This is a genomic window from Pseudomonas sp. 18175 (genome assembly GCF_050432925.1).
GTDB lineage: Bacteria > Pseudomonadota > Gammaproteobacteria > Pseudomonadales > Pseudomonadaceae > Aquipseudomonas.
Map to the genome: position 1 here is coordinate 1 of NZ_JBKFTO010000034.1, position 14810 is coordinate 14810.

The 14810-nt window shown below is 60.3% G+C and carries 11 protein-coding genes; 5 read left to right on the forward strand and 6 right to left on the reverse strand.

The genetic code is table 11. The features are described from left to right. Positions 1–103 precede the first annotated feature (103 nt). Complete coding sequence (locus ACLD1Y_RS29430) at positions 104–940, reverse strand: 23S rRNA (adenine(2030)-N(6))-methyltransferase RlmJ (RefSeq protein ID WP_016975658.1); 837 nt, start codon at positions 938–940, stop codon at positions 104–106. 220 nt (positions 941–1160) lie between these two features. Here ACLD1Y_RS29430 and ACLD1Y_RS29435 point away from each other — a divergent pair, with 220 nt between their 5' ends. After that, the gene (locus ACLD1Y_RS29435) at positions 1161–2438 is read left to right on the forward strand and encodes an O-acetylhomoserine aminocarboxypropyltransferase/cysteine synthase family protein (protein ID WP_429481182.1); all 1278 of its coding nucleotides are present in this window, start codon (positions 1161–1163) and stop codon (positions 2436–2438) included. On the opposite strand, the gene ACLD1Y_RS29440 is transcribed toward ACLD1Y_RS29435, so the two are convergent. Continuing rightward, the gene (locus ACLD1Y_RS29440; protein WP_429481183.1) at positions 2424–3107 is read right to left on the reverse strand and encodes a DUF4123 domain-containing protein; all 684 of its coding nucleotides are present in this window, start codon (positions 3105–3107) and stop codon (positions 2424–2426) included. The genes ACLD1Y_RS29435 and ACLD1Y_RS29440 overlap by 15 nt on opposite strands. Before the next feature lie 26 nt (positions 3108–3133). Then, a complete protein-coding gene (locus ACLD1Y_RS29445; RefSeq protein ID WP_429481184.1) occupies positions 3134–4957 on the reverse strand; it encodes a type VI secretion system tip protein VgrG in 1824 nt (607 codons plus the stop codon). Between the two features lie 173 nt (positions 4958–5130). Between ACLD1Y_RS29445 and ACLD1Y_RS29450 the strand changes: the two genes are divergently transcribed. Further along, positions 5131–5619 carry a DUF2165 family protein gene (locus ACLD1Y_RS29450; protein WP_429481185.1) on the forward strand — a complete coding sequence of 163 codons (489 nt, stop codon included), beginning with the start codon at positions 5131–5133 and terminating at the stop codon, positions 5617–5619. A 77-nt stretch (positions 5620–5696) separates the two neighbouring features. Here the strand turns inward: ACLD1Y_RS29450 and putP are convergent, their stop codons facing one another. Beyond that, positions 5697–7181: a sodium/proline symporter PutP gene (putP, locus tag ACLD1Y_RS29455; RefSeq protein ID WP_429481186.1), complete on the reverse strand. Its 1485-nt coding sequence runs from the start codon at positions 7179–7181 to the stop codon at positions 5697–5699. A 460-nt stretch (positions 7182–7641) separates the two neighbouring features. Between putP and putA the strand changes: the two genes are divergently transcribed. The 3 genes from putA to ACLD1Y_RS29470 all read left to right on the forward strand — a co-directional run bounded on the left by putA (position 7642) and on the right by ACLD1Y_RS29470 (position 14005). After that, positions 7642–11595 carry a trifunctional transcriptional regulator/proline dehydrogenase/L-glutamate gamma-semialdehyde dehydrogenase gene (gene putA, locus ACLD1Y_RS29460; protein ID WP_429481187.1) on the forward strand — a complete coding sequence of 1318 codons (3954 nt, stop codon included), beginning with the start codon at positions 7642–7644 and terminating at the stop codon, positions 11593–11595. Between the two features lie 231 nt (positions 11596–11826). Then, on the forward strand, positions 11827–13629 hold the full coding sequence (locus tag ACLD1Y_RS29465; protein WP_429481188.1) for an acyl-CoA dehydrogenase: 1803 nt from the start codon (positions 11827–11829) through the stop codon (positions 13627–13629). Between the two features lie 163 nt (positions 13630–13792). Beyond that, positions 13793–14005, forward strand: coding sequence for a hypothetical protein (locus ACLD1Y_RS29470; protein WP_429481189.1), 213 nt, complete (start codon positions 13793–13795; stop codon positions 14003–14005). Positions 14006–14113: 108 nt separating this feature from the next. On the opposite strand, the gene ACLD1Y_RS29475 is transcribed toward ACLD1Y_RS29470, so the two are convergent. Beyond that, on the reverse strand, positions 14114–14410 hold the full coding sequence (locus ACLD1Y_RS29475; RefSeq protein WP_429481190.1) for a cell division protein ZapA: 297 nt from the start codon (positions 14408–14410) through the stop codon (positions 14114–14116). Further along, the gene (locus ACLD1Y_RS29480) at positions 14407–14637 is read right to left on the reverse strand and encodes a hypothetical protein (protein WP_429481191.1); all 231 of its coding nucleotides are present in this window, start codon (positions 14635–14637) and stop codon (positions 14407–14409) included. Before ACLD1Y_RS29480 ends, ACLD1Y_RS29475 begins: the two co-directional genes overlap by 4 nt. Between the last annotated feature and the right edge of the window lie 173 nt (positions 14638–14810).

Below are 14810 nucleotides of genomic sequence, written 5' to 3' on the forward strand. Positions count from 1 at the left end.
CTCGCGAATACGGAGTGTCAGTCACATAATTAGTTGGCTGACTCACCGCTTTCGCGAGCAAGCCCGCTCCCACATTTGGTTCTGTGTCTGGCCGTAGAGCGGATTACTCAGCTATAAGCCAATCCATCTGCCACCCACCCTGGGTCTGGCCAAGTTTTTTGGACAGCCACGGCAGCAGCTCACGCAACTCCTCCTCCAGCCCCCACGGCGGGTTGGCAATCGCCAGGCCCGAGCCCGTCAAGGTGTTCGGCGTGTCCAGCGGATGCACCAGCAACTCCACACGCAGCAACTTCGGCGCCCCCGTGCCAGCCAGGTCCTGGTAGAAACGGCGCAACATGCGCTGGTCCTTCACTGGGTACCAGATGGCGGCGACGGTCTGGCGCATGCGGCTCACGGCTTCCTTGAGGGAAGCGGCGCAGCGTTGCATCTCGTCGAGTTTCTCGAACGGCGGGTCGATCAGCATCAGTGCACGCTTCTCCGGCACCGGCAGCAAAGCACGCGGCACATGCCAGCCTTCGCCCAGGTGCACTTTGACGCGGCGGTCACCCTTCATGTTGTCCTTGAGCAACACGCCGTCTTCCGGGTGCTTTTCATTGAGCAACACACGGTCCTGCGGCCGCGTGAGGCGCCGCGCCAGTTCCGGGGAGCCTGGGTAGTAGCGCAACTGGCCGTCCGGGTTCATCTCGTGCAGCACACGCATATAGTCGGCGGTCAGCGGCGGCAGGTCGCTCTCGCCCCACAGGCGTGCGATGCCTTCCAGGTATTCACCCGTGCGGTTGGCCTGGTCGCCCTGCAGGTCGTACAGACCGATGCCGGCGTGGGTGTCGAGGTAGGCGAACGGCTGTTCCTTGCGCGACATCAAGGCGATGAGGCGGGTCAAGGTCAGGTGTTTGAAGACATCGGCATGGTTGCCGGCGTGAAAGGCGTGACGATAATTCATGGTTGCTCCTGCGCAGGGGGCGAAGTTTACCTTTTACGCAGGCTTTGGTGCAGTGCGGTGCTTATGCTTAAAGCGCAGGAACTTCGCTGAAAATGATCTAGCCGGTTATGTGGGAGCGGGCTTGCCCGCGATGCAGGCGACGCTGTATTACCTGCACACTGCGGCGATGCTATCGCAGGCAAGCCAGCTCCCACACTGTCCAAGGAGGTCAATAACAATCATGAAAGACGCCACCATCGCATTGCACCACGGTTTCAAATCGGACCCGACCACCAAGGCCGTGGCCGTGCCGATCTACCAGAACGTCGCCTTCGAATTCGATAACGCCCAACATGGCGCCGACTTGTTCAACCTGGACGTGCCGGGCAATATCTACACGCGCATCATGAACCCTACCAACGATGTGCTGGAGCAGCGCATTGCTGCCCTTGAAGGCGGTATTGCGGCGCTTGCCGTGTCAGCGGGCAGCGCGGCGATTCACTATGCGATCCAGACCCTCACCCGCGCCGGTGACAATATCGTTACCACGCCCCAGCTGTACGGCGGCACCTACACCCTGTTCGCGCACCTGCTGCCCAGCTTCGGCGTGGATGTGCGCTTTGCCCGCGACGACTCTGCCTCCGCCATTGCCGAGCTGATCGACGACAACACCAAGCTGGTGTACTGCGAGAGCATCGGCAACCCGGCGGGTAATATCGTCGACCTGGAGGCCTTGGCCAACGTGGCCCATGCCCGTGGCGTGCCGCTGATGGTGGACAACACCGTGGCCACGCCGATCCTGTGTAAGCCGATCCAGTTCGGCGCCGATATCGTGGTGCATTCGGTGACCAAATACATCGGCGGCCACGGCAATTCCCTAGGCGGCGTGATTGTCGACAGCGGCACCTTCCCCTGGACCGACTACCCGGAAAAATTCCCCGGCCTCAACAACCCCGAGCCGGCCTATCACGGTGTGGTCTACACCGAGAAATTCGGCCCCGCGGCCTTTATCGCCCGCGCCCGCACCGTGCCGCTGCGCAATACCGGCGCGGCGCTGGCGCCGATGAATGCCTTTTTGCTGCTGCAAGGCCTGGAAACCCTCGCGCTGCGCATGGAGCGCCACACCGAAAACGCCCTGAAGGTTGCACAGTTCCTGCAAGGCCATGCCGATGTGGAATGGGTGAGCTATGCCGGCCTGCCGGATCATCCGCACCACGCCCTGGCGCAGAAATACCTGCAAGGCAAACCCTCGGCGATCCTGTCCTTTGGCTTGAAGGGCGGCTATGCAGCCGGTGTGCGCTTCTACGACGCGCTGCAAATCTTCAAGCGCCTGGTGAATATCGGCGATGCCAAGTCCCTGGCCTGCCACCCGGCCTCCACCACCCACCGGCAGATGAACGAACAGGAACAGGCCAAGGCTGGCGTGAAGCCAGAGATGATTCGCCTGTCGGTGGGCATCGAGGCGATCGAAGACCTGATCGACGACTTGCAGCAGGCGCTGGGTTCAACTCAGCTCTGAGGCGAGGTAGCCGGCCAGCCCCTCAACGCTGGCCGCCGGGCTACGCGCAAAGTAGGCGACCTTGTGTTGCAAGGTCGTCGGCGTGAACGCGCTATACAGGTCGGGGCGCTGCTCTTCGAGCCATTGCAGCAGGTTGTCGATCAGGGTCTGTGGGGATTGCTCGGCCAACTGCCGGAGCAACGGCGCAGGTACCCGCCACCAAGGGCTGGTTTTTGCGCCAGTGATTGAGCCTGTTGTGACGCTCAGCGACTGGCCATTGATCAGATAGCGCAGGAATACCGGCAGCACCTCTCCCCCTATTTGCTGAATGATCGGCAAAAACTGCGTCCCGTCCCAAAAGCGCAGAAACACGTCCCGACCATCGGGCAGGTACACCTTGGTCAAGCCTTGCAGGTGCCCGAGCACGGTCTCCAGTGGGCAGGCCGATACGGCCAGCCACCCCCAATCCGTGGCGTGGGTGGAAGCGGCCCAATCGAGAAAAGCACTGCCCGGCTCGACGATGCCAACGTAGGGCATCACCTCGTCCCATGCCCCATAGGCCGTGCCGGCCCAGACAGGTTGCAAGGGCGCTCCGGCGGCATGAGCTCGCCAAGCGTGCAATGGCTTGGCGTCGCTGGCAGCCCCCAGGACGACAAAGATCTGTTCACCAGCCAACAAGGGTTCAAGCATCGACGTAAGTCCTTTTAAAGTGAAAATCAGGCGATCTTGCAAAGCCCGTTCTTGCAGCGTTCACACTCTTCGCAAAACGGCGCGCTACGCTTGAAGGTGGCCACTTGCAAGCGGCTCAGGGGGGCGAGCAACGTTTCGGTCAAACCGGGTATCAAGGGCGCAGGCGCACCGCCGAGCTCGATCGGCACGCTGCTGAAAATCCCGGCGGCAGAAATGGAAATCGAGTGCCCACCGGCCTGGATCATCACGCTGGCGCCAGCGTCGATCACCACGCTTTGCCCCGCGCCGATCTGAATGGCCCGCCCCACCGTCACCCGTTGGTCATTCAACACATCCTGAGTCCAGTTCCGCTGGGCATGCAGGTAGATTTCCTCGGCACCCTTGCGGTCTTCGATGCGCAGCTCGTTGTGGCCACCGCCACCGGGGCTGCTCCGGCTACGGAAAATGCTGCGGGTCTTATCCGCAGGCAGGTCGAGGGGGACGCGGGTTTCGGCGTTGGGCAGGCACCCCACCACCACGGGCATGTCCATATCGCCGTTGACGAACCCCACCAGCACTTCCATGCCCACACGCGGGATCAGCACCGCACCATAACGGTCATGGGCCCAGCCGCTGGCCACACGCAGCCAGCAACTGGAGTGGTCGCTGGGTTCACCGGTGCGGTCCCAGGCCAGTTGCACCTTGACCCGGCCGTACTCGTCACAGTGGATTTCACTGCCAGCGGGGCCGGTGACCACTGCGTTCTGGTAGCCCGCCATGCTGGGGCGCGGCAGCTCAGGCAGGGACGGACGGAAAATCACATCCCACGGGGTCGCCGCGAACTGATTGCGATAACCCTGGCGAAAATCCCCATCGGCCGCATCGATAACGGCCTCCTCCAGCACCTGAGGTTGTTTACCCTCATGGGTGATCTGGGTCACCAACCACAAGTCATTCCACTCTTCGCGCGGATGGCCGGACAATTTGAAGAAGCGGCCGCTGACCAAGGCCGGCTCGTCGCCGCTGCCATGGGCGATTCGATAGTCACTGCGGTGGCGCTCCAGCGCGCGTTGCGCAAGGTACTTGCCATGGGCCCGGTCGCTGAAATGGCCGGGGTAACCTTGCTCCTCGAGACGGGGCAACTGCTCGCTGGACACTGCGCTTTCCAGTTGCGGGCGCGGCTTGCGCAAATCGTAGTCGCGAAGGTTTATGGCCGTGGTCCGGGTTTGCAACTGCACTGCAAAGCCCTTGATCGCTGGCGTACCTGCGACCAACCCGGAACCTGGGGTGTAAGGGGTGGGCTGGTCGGTCTGTAGGAACACCGTCTGGTCATCACCAAATACCAACAGGTGCCGCTCTGCCGAATGTTGGAAGTGATAGTGAATGCCCTGCTCGGCACACAGCCGTTGAATGAACGCCAAGTCGCTCTCGCCGAACTGCACGCAATACTCGCGCTTGGGGTAAGTGCCGCTGAGCCGGAACTCGATGCAATCCCCCTGATCCACCAGCACCTGCTCAATGATCTGCGGCACCGTCTGCTGCTGGAAAATACGTTGGTGACTACGGTGTTTCAGATAAGCGAGTTGCGGCACAAGGCTGATCTGGTAACGGGTCAAACGCCGCCCGCAATCCCCCTGCGCCACCCGGTACACCAGACCGTGAACTCCACGACCTTGGTCATCAAAGCTTAGGTAGACCGGATGATGCAGCAGGCTTTCCAAGTCCAGGTCAGGCTGCTCGCTAACCAGCTCAAGGTCAAAACAGTAGGGTTGGCTGAGCGCTTCAGAACCTTTGAAGGTGTAGACCCTGAGATCGCTGGCAACCCCATCCAGGGTCAGATTGAAGGCACTTTGATTGGCAGGAGCGAACATCCGGTGTTTCTCTGCGAAGGGGTGAACGAGGGAGTCTGCATCAGCTCTGCGCCCAACTCAGCAGGCCGACAGCAAATCAGTAAAGGCCTACATGAAGCGTTCCCGAATCGTCATTTCCGTTCGTGGAAGCCAGTCCATTGTTATGCGTTTCTCAGGCAAACAATGGAAAGCCCATGACCACCCGTTACGCAAAAATCCTGCTGGTCCTCGCACTGGCGGCCTTCGCCGGTCTCGCAAGCATCAACAACCTCACTGACTACGGCTCCAACTTTGTATTCGTGCAACATGTACTGAGCATGGACACAACCTTTCCAGGCAATGCCGCCATGTACCGCGCCATCACCACTCCCTGGATGTGGCACGGTGCCTATTGGCTGATCATCGCCGGGGAGGCCGTCACGGCGCTGTGTTTGACCAGCGGTGCACTGGCGCTGTGGCGCGCACGGCACGGCAGCGGTGACACCTTCAATCGTGCGAAAAAACTCGCCACGTTGGGCCTCACCCTCGGCTTCGGTGTGTGGTTTTTTGGTTTTATGGTGGTGGGGGCAGAATGGTTTCTGATGTGGCAATCCCGGCAGTGGAATGGCCAGGACGCAGCATTCAAGTTCTACATGGCGATTCTGGGCGTACTGATTTTTGTGAATCAACCAGACAAGAACTGAACCCAAAAAAACGGCCCGCGCTCCAAAAGAGGCGGGCCGTTTTTCTTCAGCTGTACCAGCGCTTAACGCCAGCCAACTTACTTGTTGAGGTTGTAGTCTTTTTCCGCCGCATCAAAACGCTCGACCATACCCGCCGTCGGTGCGCCCAGCTTGCTCACGAAGTAGATCGCCAGGCTGGCAAAGATAAAGCCTGGGATGATTTCGTACAGGCCCAGCAATTCGAAGTGTTTCCACACGATCACGGTGATCGCGCCGACCAGGATGCCGGCCAGCGCGCCGTTGCGGGTCATGCCTTTCCAGATCACCGAGATCAGCACCACAGGGCCGAACGCGGCGCCGAAACCGGCCCAGGCGTAGCTCACCAGGCCCAGTACGCGGTTTTCCGGGTTGGCGGCCATGGCGATGGCGATCAACGCAACCAGTAGCACCATGGCGCGGCCGACCCACACCAGTTCAACCTGGGAGGCGTTTTTGCGCAGGAAGGTCTTGTAGAAGTCTTCGGTCAGGGCGCTGGAGCACACCAGCAATTGGCAGCTCAAGGTGCTCATTACTGCAGCCAGAATGGCCGACAGCAGTACGCCAGCGATCCACGGGTTGAACAGCAGCTTGGCCAGCTCGATGAACACACGCTCGTGGTTCTCGTTGACTGGGCCTGCCAGTTCCGGATGCGCCGAGAAGTAGGCGATACCAAAGAAGCCTACCGCCACGGTGCCGCCCAGGCACAGGATCATCCAGGTCATGGAGATGCGACGTGCGTTGGCAATCGACTTGACCGAGTCCGCCGCCATGAAGCGCGCCAGGATATGCGGTTGGCCGAAGTAACCCAGGCCCCAGCCCATCAGCGAGATGATGCCGATGAAGGTGGTGTTTTTCAGCATGTTGAAGTTGTCGGGGTTCTTGGCTTCGATGGCCAGGAAGGTGGTGTCGACGCCGCCAGTGGCCAGCAGCACGATGATCGGCGTAAGGATCAGCGCGAAGATCATCAGGGTGGCTTGTACGGTATCGGTCCAGCTCACGGCCAGGAAACCACCGACGAAGGTGTAGGCAATGGTCGCTGCAGCACCGGCCCACAGCGCGGTCTCGTAGGACATGCCGAAGGTGCTTTCGAACAGGCGGGCACCGGCGACGATGCCGGAGGCGCAGTAGATGGTGAAGAACACCAGGATCACCACGGCGGAGATGATCCGCAGCAGGCCGCTTTTATCTTCGAAACGGCTGGAGAAGTAGTCCGGCAGGGTCAGGGCGTCGCCGTTGTGTTCGGTCTGCACCCGCAGGCGACCGGCCACGAACAGCCAGTTGAGGTAAGCACCGACGATCAGGCCGATGGCGATCCAGCTTTCCGACAAACCGGACATGTAGATCGCGCCCGGCAGGCCCATCAACAACCAGCCGCTCATATCCGAGGCACCGGCCGACAAGGCGGTGACCACGCTACCGAGGCTGCGACCGCCGAGGATGTAATCGGAAAGGTTGTTGGTGGAGCGATAGGCCATGAAGCCGATCAGCACCATTGCTGCGATGTAGATCACAAACGTGATCAGGGTTGGATTACTAACGCTCATATGAGTGACGCCCTGGCTTTGTTTTTATGTAGCAGCGGTCTGTCAGACGGCCACCCACTGAAAGTAGGTAGACGTAACTGCGTGCCGCGCATTTATGACTGACGTTTCCCCAGGAAAGCCGTCAGCCGATGAACCGACTCGTTGAGGTGGTTGCACCTTGGCCGCGAATGCTATTCAACAAAGCAAATAAGGTGCAACCAGTTTCTTGAGAATAAGTTGCACCCCGGTACCAATTACGGAAAACACCGCGTTTTTGCTCCTTTTCGGAGCAAGAACAGCCGATCTCAGAAGCAAATGCACCACCCTGAAGCGGATTCGGTCGAGGGTGCTTTTTTTTCATGCAAGCCTTCGAAAATTTCATGCATAAAAAGGGTTGCACCCGGTTGCACCTCTGTCAGCGCAAAGCTAATCTTGCCGCCAGCTGATGCCACTCGGTAGTGGCACCCATGAGGATAAGAAAATGGCGACGACCACCCTTGGGGTCAAACTCGACGACCCGACCCGCGAACGCCTGAAGGCTGCCGCGACCTCCATTGATCGCACGCCGCACTGGCTGATCAAGCAGGCGATTTTCAATTACCTGGAGAAACTGGAGGGGGGTGCAACCCTGACCGAACTCAATGGTTTGAGCAGCAAGGACGCTGACGACGCAGGCGAGGTCCAGACCGACCACGCCCACCAGTGCTTCCTGGAGTTCGCCGAGAGCATCCTGCCGCAATCGGTGCTGCGCGCCTCGATCACCGCCGCTTACCGCCGCCCTGAGCCGGAAGTGGTGCCGATGCTGATCGAACAGGCCCGCCTGCCGGCCCCGATGGCCGAAGCCACCAACAAGCTGGCCGCCTCGATTGCCGAAAAACTGCGTAACCAGAAGAGTGCTGGCGGCCGTGCCGGTATTGTTCAGGGCCTGCTGCAAGAATTTTCCCTGTCGTCCCAGGAAGGCGTGGCGCTGATGTGCCTGGCCGAAGCGCTGCTGCGCATCCCGGACAAGGGCACTCGCGACGCACTGATCCGCGACAAGATCAGCACCGGCAACTGGCAGCCGCACCTGGGCAACAGCCCGTCGCTGTTCGTCAACGCCGCCACTTGGGGCCTGTTGCTGACCGGCAAACTGGTCGCCACCCATAACGAAGCCGGCCTTACCTCGTCCCTGAGCCGCATCATCGGCAAGAGCGGCGAGCCGATGATCCGCAAGGGCGTCGACATGGCCATGCGCCTGATGGGCGAGCAGTTCGTCACCGGCGAGACCATCGCCGAAGCTCTGGCCAACGCCAGCAAGTTCGAAGCCAAGGGCTTCCGTTATTCCTACGACATGCTCGGTGAGGCTGCACTCACCGAACACGATGCGCAGAAGTATTTGGCCTCGTACGAGCAAGCCATTCACTCCATCGGCAAAGCCTCCCACGGCCGTGGGATTTATGAAGGCCCGGGCATCTCCATCAAGCTCTCGGCCCTGCACCCGCGTTACAGCCGTGCGCAGTACGAACGCGTAATGGATGAGTTGTACCCGCGCCTGCTGTCCCTGACCCTGCTGGCCAAGCAATACGACATCGGCTTGAACATCGACGCCGAAGAAGCCGACCGCCTGGAACTGTCCCTGGACCTGCTGGAACGCCTGTGCTTCGAGCCGCAACTGACCGGCTGGAACGGCATCGGTTTCGTGATCCAGGCTTACCAGAAGCGTTGCCCCTATGTGATCGACTACGTCATCGACCTGGCGCGCCGCAGCCGCCATCGTCTGATGATCCGCCTGGTAAAAGGCGCGTATTGGGACAGCGAGATCAAACGCGCCCAGGTCGAAGGCCTGGAAGGCTACCCGGTCTACACCCGCAAGGTGTACACCGATGTTTCCTACATCGCCTGTGCACGCAAACTGCTGTCGGTGCCGGAAGTCATCTACCCGCAGTTCGCCACCCACAACGCCCACACCCTGTCGGCCATCTACCACATTGCCGGCCAGAACTATTACCCCGGCCAGTACGAGTTCCAGTGCCTGCACGGTATGGGCGAACCGCTGTACGAGCAGGTGGTAGGCAAGGTTTCCGAAGGCAAGCTGAACCGTCCGTGCCGCGTGTACGCACCGGTCGGCACTCACGAAACGCTGCTGGCTTACCTGGTACGTCGCCTGCTGGAAAACGGCGCCAACACCTCGTTCGTCAATCGTATTGCCGACCAGTCCATCTCCATTCAGGAGCTGGTAGCCGACCCGGTAGCCAGCATCGAGCAAATGGCTACGCAAGAAGGCGGTTTCGGCCTGCCACACCCGCGTATTCCATTGCCCCGTGACCTGTACGGCAGCGAGCGCGCCAACTCGGCGGGTATCGACCTGGCCAACGAACACCGCCTGGCGTCGCTGTCCTGCGCCTTGCTGGCGACTGCCCACAACAACTGGAAAGCCACGCCGATGCTCGGTTGTGCCTCCAGCGAGCAGCCTGCTGCACCGGTCCTGAACCCGTCCGACCTGCGTGATGTGGTTGGCCACGTGCAAGAAGCCACTATTCAGGACGTGGACAACGCCATCCAATGCGCCATCAGCGCCGGTCCGATCTGGCAGGCCACCCCACCCGCCGAGCGCGCCGCGATCCTGGAACGCGCCGCCGACCTGATGGAAGCTGAAATCCAGCCGCTGATGGGCCTGTTGGCCCGCGAAGCCGGCAAGACCTTCGCCAACGCCATCGCCGAAGTGCGTGAAGCCGTAGACTTCCTGCGCTACTACGCCGTGCAGGCGCGTAACGATTTCACCAACGACGCCCACCGCCCGCTGGGCCCAGTGGTGTGCATCAGCCCGTGGAACTTCCCGCTGGCGATTTTCAGCGGCCAAGTCGCTGCAGCACTGGCCGCCGGTAACCCGGTACTGGCCAAACCCGCCGAGCAAACCCCGCTGGTGGCTGCACAAGCCGTGCGCATCCTGCTGGAAGCCGGCATTCCGGAAGGCGTGCTGCAACTGCTGCCGGGCCAGGGCGAAACAGTCGGTGCCCGCCTTGTCGGCGATGATCGCGTCAAAGGTGTGATGTTCACCGGCTCCACTGAGGTTGCGCGCCTGCTGCAACGCAATGTCGCTGGCCGCCTGGATGCCCAGGGTCGCCCAATCCCGCTGATCGCCGAAACTGGCGGCCAGAACGCGATGATCGTCGACTCCTCGGCCCTCACCGAACAAGTGGTCATCGATGTGGTGTCCTCGGCCTTCGACAGCGCCGGCCAACGTTGCTCGGCCCTGCGCGTGCTGTGCTTGCAGGAAGATTCGGCAGACCGCGTCATCGAAATGCTCAAGGGCGCCATGGCGGAATGCCGCCTGGGCAACCCGGAGCGCCTGTCGGTGGACATCGGCCCAGTGATCGACGCCGAAGCCAAGGCTGGCATCGAGAAACACATCCAGGCCATGCGCGACAAAGGCCGCAATGTGTACCAAGTGGCGATTGCCGACGGCGAAGAGATCAAGCGCGGCACCTTCGTGATGCCCACCCTGATCGAACTGGAAAGTTTCGACGAACTGCAACGGGAGATCTTCGGCCCGGTGCTGCACGTGGTGCGCTACAAGCGTAAAGAGATCGACCAGCTTATCGGCCAGATCAACGCTTCTGGCTACGGCCTGACCCTGGGCGTGCACACCCGTATCGACGAGACCATCGCCAAGGTGATCGACAACGTCCATGCCGGTAACGTCTACGTGAACCGCAACATCGTCGGCGCCGTGGTCGGTGTGCAGCCGTTCGGCGGCGAAGGCCTGTCGGGTACCGGCCCGAAAGCCGGTGGTCCGTTGTACCTGTATCGCTTGCTGTCGACGCGTCCTACGGATGCTATCGAGCAATCGTTTGTACGGGGCGACGCACTGGCCGCGCCAGATGTACGTCTGCGCGACGCCATGAGCCAACCGCTGAACGCCCTCAAAACCTGGGCTGACAGCAACCAGTTCAGCGACCTGAGCGCCCTGTGCAGCCAGTTCGCTGCGCAGTCGCAAAGCGGTATCACCCGCCAACTGGCTGGCCCGACCGGTGAGCGCAACAGCTATGCCATCCTGCCCCGCGAGCACGTGTTGTGCCTGGCGGAAGTAGAGGGCGACCTGTTGACCCAGCTGGCTGCGGTATTGGCGGTAGGTGGCTCGGCAGTATGGCCGGAAACCGAACTGACCAAGGCCTTGTTCCCACGCCTGCCGAAAGAGATTCAGGCGAAGATCAAGCGTGTTGCCGACTGGACCAAGGACGATGTGGTGTTCGACGCAGTCCTGCACCACGGTGACTCCGATCAACTGCGTGCGGTGTGCCAGCAAGTGGCCCAGCGTGGTGGTGCGATTGTCGGGGTGCATGGTTTGTCCCAAGGCGAGACGGCGGTTGCGCTGGAGCGTCTGGTGATTGAGCGGGCGTTGAGTGTTAACACCGCTGCGGCGGGTGGTAACGCCAGCCTGATGACCATCGGCTAACTGGCACAACGCGGTCAGAAATGTGGGAGCGGGCTTGCTCGCGAAAGCGGTGGGTCAGTCAACTAGTTCAGTGACTGACACGCTGCATTCGCGAGCAAGCCCGCTCCCACATGTGGACCGCGTTTATCTCCCCCATCCGCGTTTTGCAGCTCCATCACCCAGATCAATCTTGCTATCCACCCTCCATTTGCGCACTTAGACTCGGCCCTATTCCCACATAGGTAATCCGCCATGTCCGAGACGCTGCTCAGTTCCCGCAATCTGGCTTTCGAGCTGTACGAAGTCCTCGATGCCGAGGGCCTGACCCAGCGCGAGCGGTTTGCCGAGCACAATCGGGAAACCTTCGATGCCGCCATCAGCACCGCGCGCAGCATTGCCGAAAAGTATTTTGCCCCCCACAACCGCAAGAACGACGAAAACGAGCCACGCTTTGAGGACGGCAAAGCCATCCTGATCCCGGAAGTCAAACCGGCCGTGGATGCCTTCCTTGAAGCAGGCTTTCTCAATGCGGCACGCAGTTTCGAAGCCGGTGGCATGCAGTTGCCGACGTTGCTGTCCCAGGCGTGTTTCGCACACTTCCAGTCCGCCAATGCCGCGTCCACCTCCTACCCGTTCCTGACCATGGGCGCCGCCAACCTCATCGAAAGCTTCGGCACCCAGGAGCAGAAACAGCGCTTCCTGCAACCGATGATCGACGGCCGTTTCTTCGGCACCATGGCCCTGACCGAGCCCCATGCCGGGTCGTCGCTGTCGGATATTCGTACACGCGCAGAACCGGCGGCTGATGGTACTTATCGGCTCAAGGGCAACAAGATCTTCATCTCCGGCGGCGACCACCCGCTTTCGGAAAATATCGTACACATGGTGCTGGCCAAGCTGCCGGACGCGCCCGCCGGAGTGAAGGGCATTTCGCTGTTTATCGTGCCCAAATTCCTGGTCAACGACGACGGCAGCCTGGGCGAGCGCAACGATGTGTTGCTGGCCGGGTTGTTCCACAAGATGGGCTGGCGCGGCACCACGTCCACCGCGCTCAACTTCGGCGACAACGGCAACTGCGTCGGCTATCTGGTGGGCAAACCGCACCAGGGTTTGAGTTGCATGTTCCAGATGATGAACGAGGCGCGTATCGGCGTGGGCATGGGCGCGGTAATGCTCGGTTACGCCGGTTACTTGTACTCCCTGGAATACGCTCGCGAACGTCCGCAGGGCCGTCTACCGGATAGCAAAGACCCTACGACCGCACCGGTTTCGATCATTCAGCACGCCGATATCAAGCGCATGCTGCTAACGCAAAAAGCCTACGTCGAAGGCGCCTTTGACCTGGGCCTGTACGCCGCGCGCCTGTTCGACGACACCACCACCCTGGCCACCGAAGCCGAACGTAAACAAGCCCACGAACTGCTGGACCTGCTCACGCCCATCGTCAAATCCTGGCCGTCGGAGTTCTGCCTCAAGGCCAACGAACTGGCGATCCAGATCCTCGGCGGCCACGGCTACACCCGCGAATACCCGGTGGAGCAGTACTACCGCGACAACCGCCTGAACCCGATCCACGAAGGCACCCACGGCATCCAATCCCTGGACTTGCTGGGGCGCAAGCTGGCGCAGAACGGCGGTGCGGGTTTGAAACAGCTGATAAGACTGATCGCCGAAAGCGGCGCCCGGGCACAAAAATACCCGTCACTGACCGCCCTACGCGAACCGCTGGAACACTTGGTAAACCGCGTGCAAGGCGTGACCATTGGCCTGTTGACGGATCTCGCCCAAGGCAAGGTCAACAGCAGCCTGGCGAACTCGGCGCTGTACTTGAAGGTGTTTGGGCATACGGTGATTGGCTGGCGCTGGCTGGAACAGGCCATTCGCGCCGAAGAAGGGCTGACCAAGGGCAATGCTGCCGACGCGGCCTTCTATAAAGGCAAGCTCCAGGCCGCCCGCTACTTCCTGACCTGGGAAGTACCGGGCTGCCATCATGAACTGGCGATTCTGGAGGCACGGGATGATACGTGCTTGGGGATGCGGGATGAGTGGTTCTGACAGCGCCGATCCAAGCTCTGTAATACGATGAAAAAGGCACACACCTGTCAGAGTTGACAGGTGTGCTTGATTTTATAGCGCGCTAGCATCCAGAAACCGGATGGTTGTTCTAGTTGTCCTTCGGCACCGAAAACGAACACAGTCTGAACTGGAGAAAATCATCATGAGCTTAGTGGGCAAAGTGAAAGTATTCATCGGAAAAAAAAAGGCAAATGCCAAGCTGGTCCCTAAAACAGAATTTGCGGCCCATATCTCCATTGGAGAACGTTATATAACCGGTGGAACGACGTTGTTAGTAACCGGAAAGACCTGGGAACTAACTGCCGGCAGTGACCAGGCAAATGTGATTATCCACACAGTTAGAGAGGAAAACTGAACCGTCAAAGGCGTCGGTCAAGGAGCATCGATACGAAGAGCCGTTCAAATTAATCCGTTGACGCCTGCACCCGCCAGGCGCCACTGATTCAGCAACCAGCCTGGCAGCTCATTCGACTTGGCTAACTACCCGCGAAATCACATCAACCGTGGCGCTGACTTGCTCTTGGTAACGGTCGAGTTCCTCTTGGTGCGCCTGCTGCATTTCAATCTGCTCGGCGCACAGGTTCAGCGCCGCCAGCACCAGTAATTTGTCACCGATCAGCGTCGGGTACTTTTTCTTGGTGGTGGCCAGGGAGGCCTTGAGCATGGTCACGGCGTGCATCAGGGTTTTGTCTTCACCGGCCGGTGCCTTGATCGAGTAATCCTCTCCGAGAATTGAAACGACCTTTATCCCTTCATTCATGCGCCGACAGGACCTGCGCTCACACGCTCAACCAACGCTTGAATACGGGCGGCGGTGGCGCCGTGCTTCTCTTCCTGTTCCATCAAGTTCAATTGCAGGCTGTCGTTTTCATCCTTGGCGCGGGCAAGTTCCACCTTGAGGGATTCGTTGCTGCCCAGTAGCTCCTGATTCTGCTGTACCAGGTCGCTGACCAGTTGTTCCAATTGGCTGAGGGATGCTTCTAACATTTTGATTTCTCGGGCTTTTTCAAAGGGCGGTGACGATAAAGAAAATTCACCTCGGATGCCAGGGTTATCCCCGGCGCGCAGCCCGTTTTTTAAGGGCCGGGCCACACTTTCGAGCCTTAGTGACTGCAATTACCCCATCTGGTTCCTGAATCGGCCAAACCCCTCGTCAGATG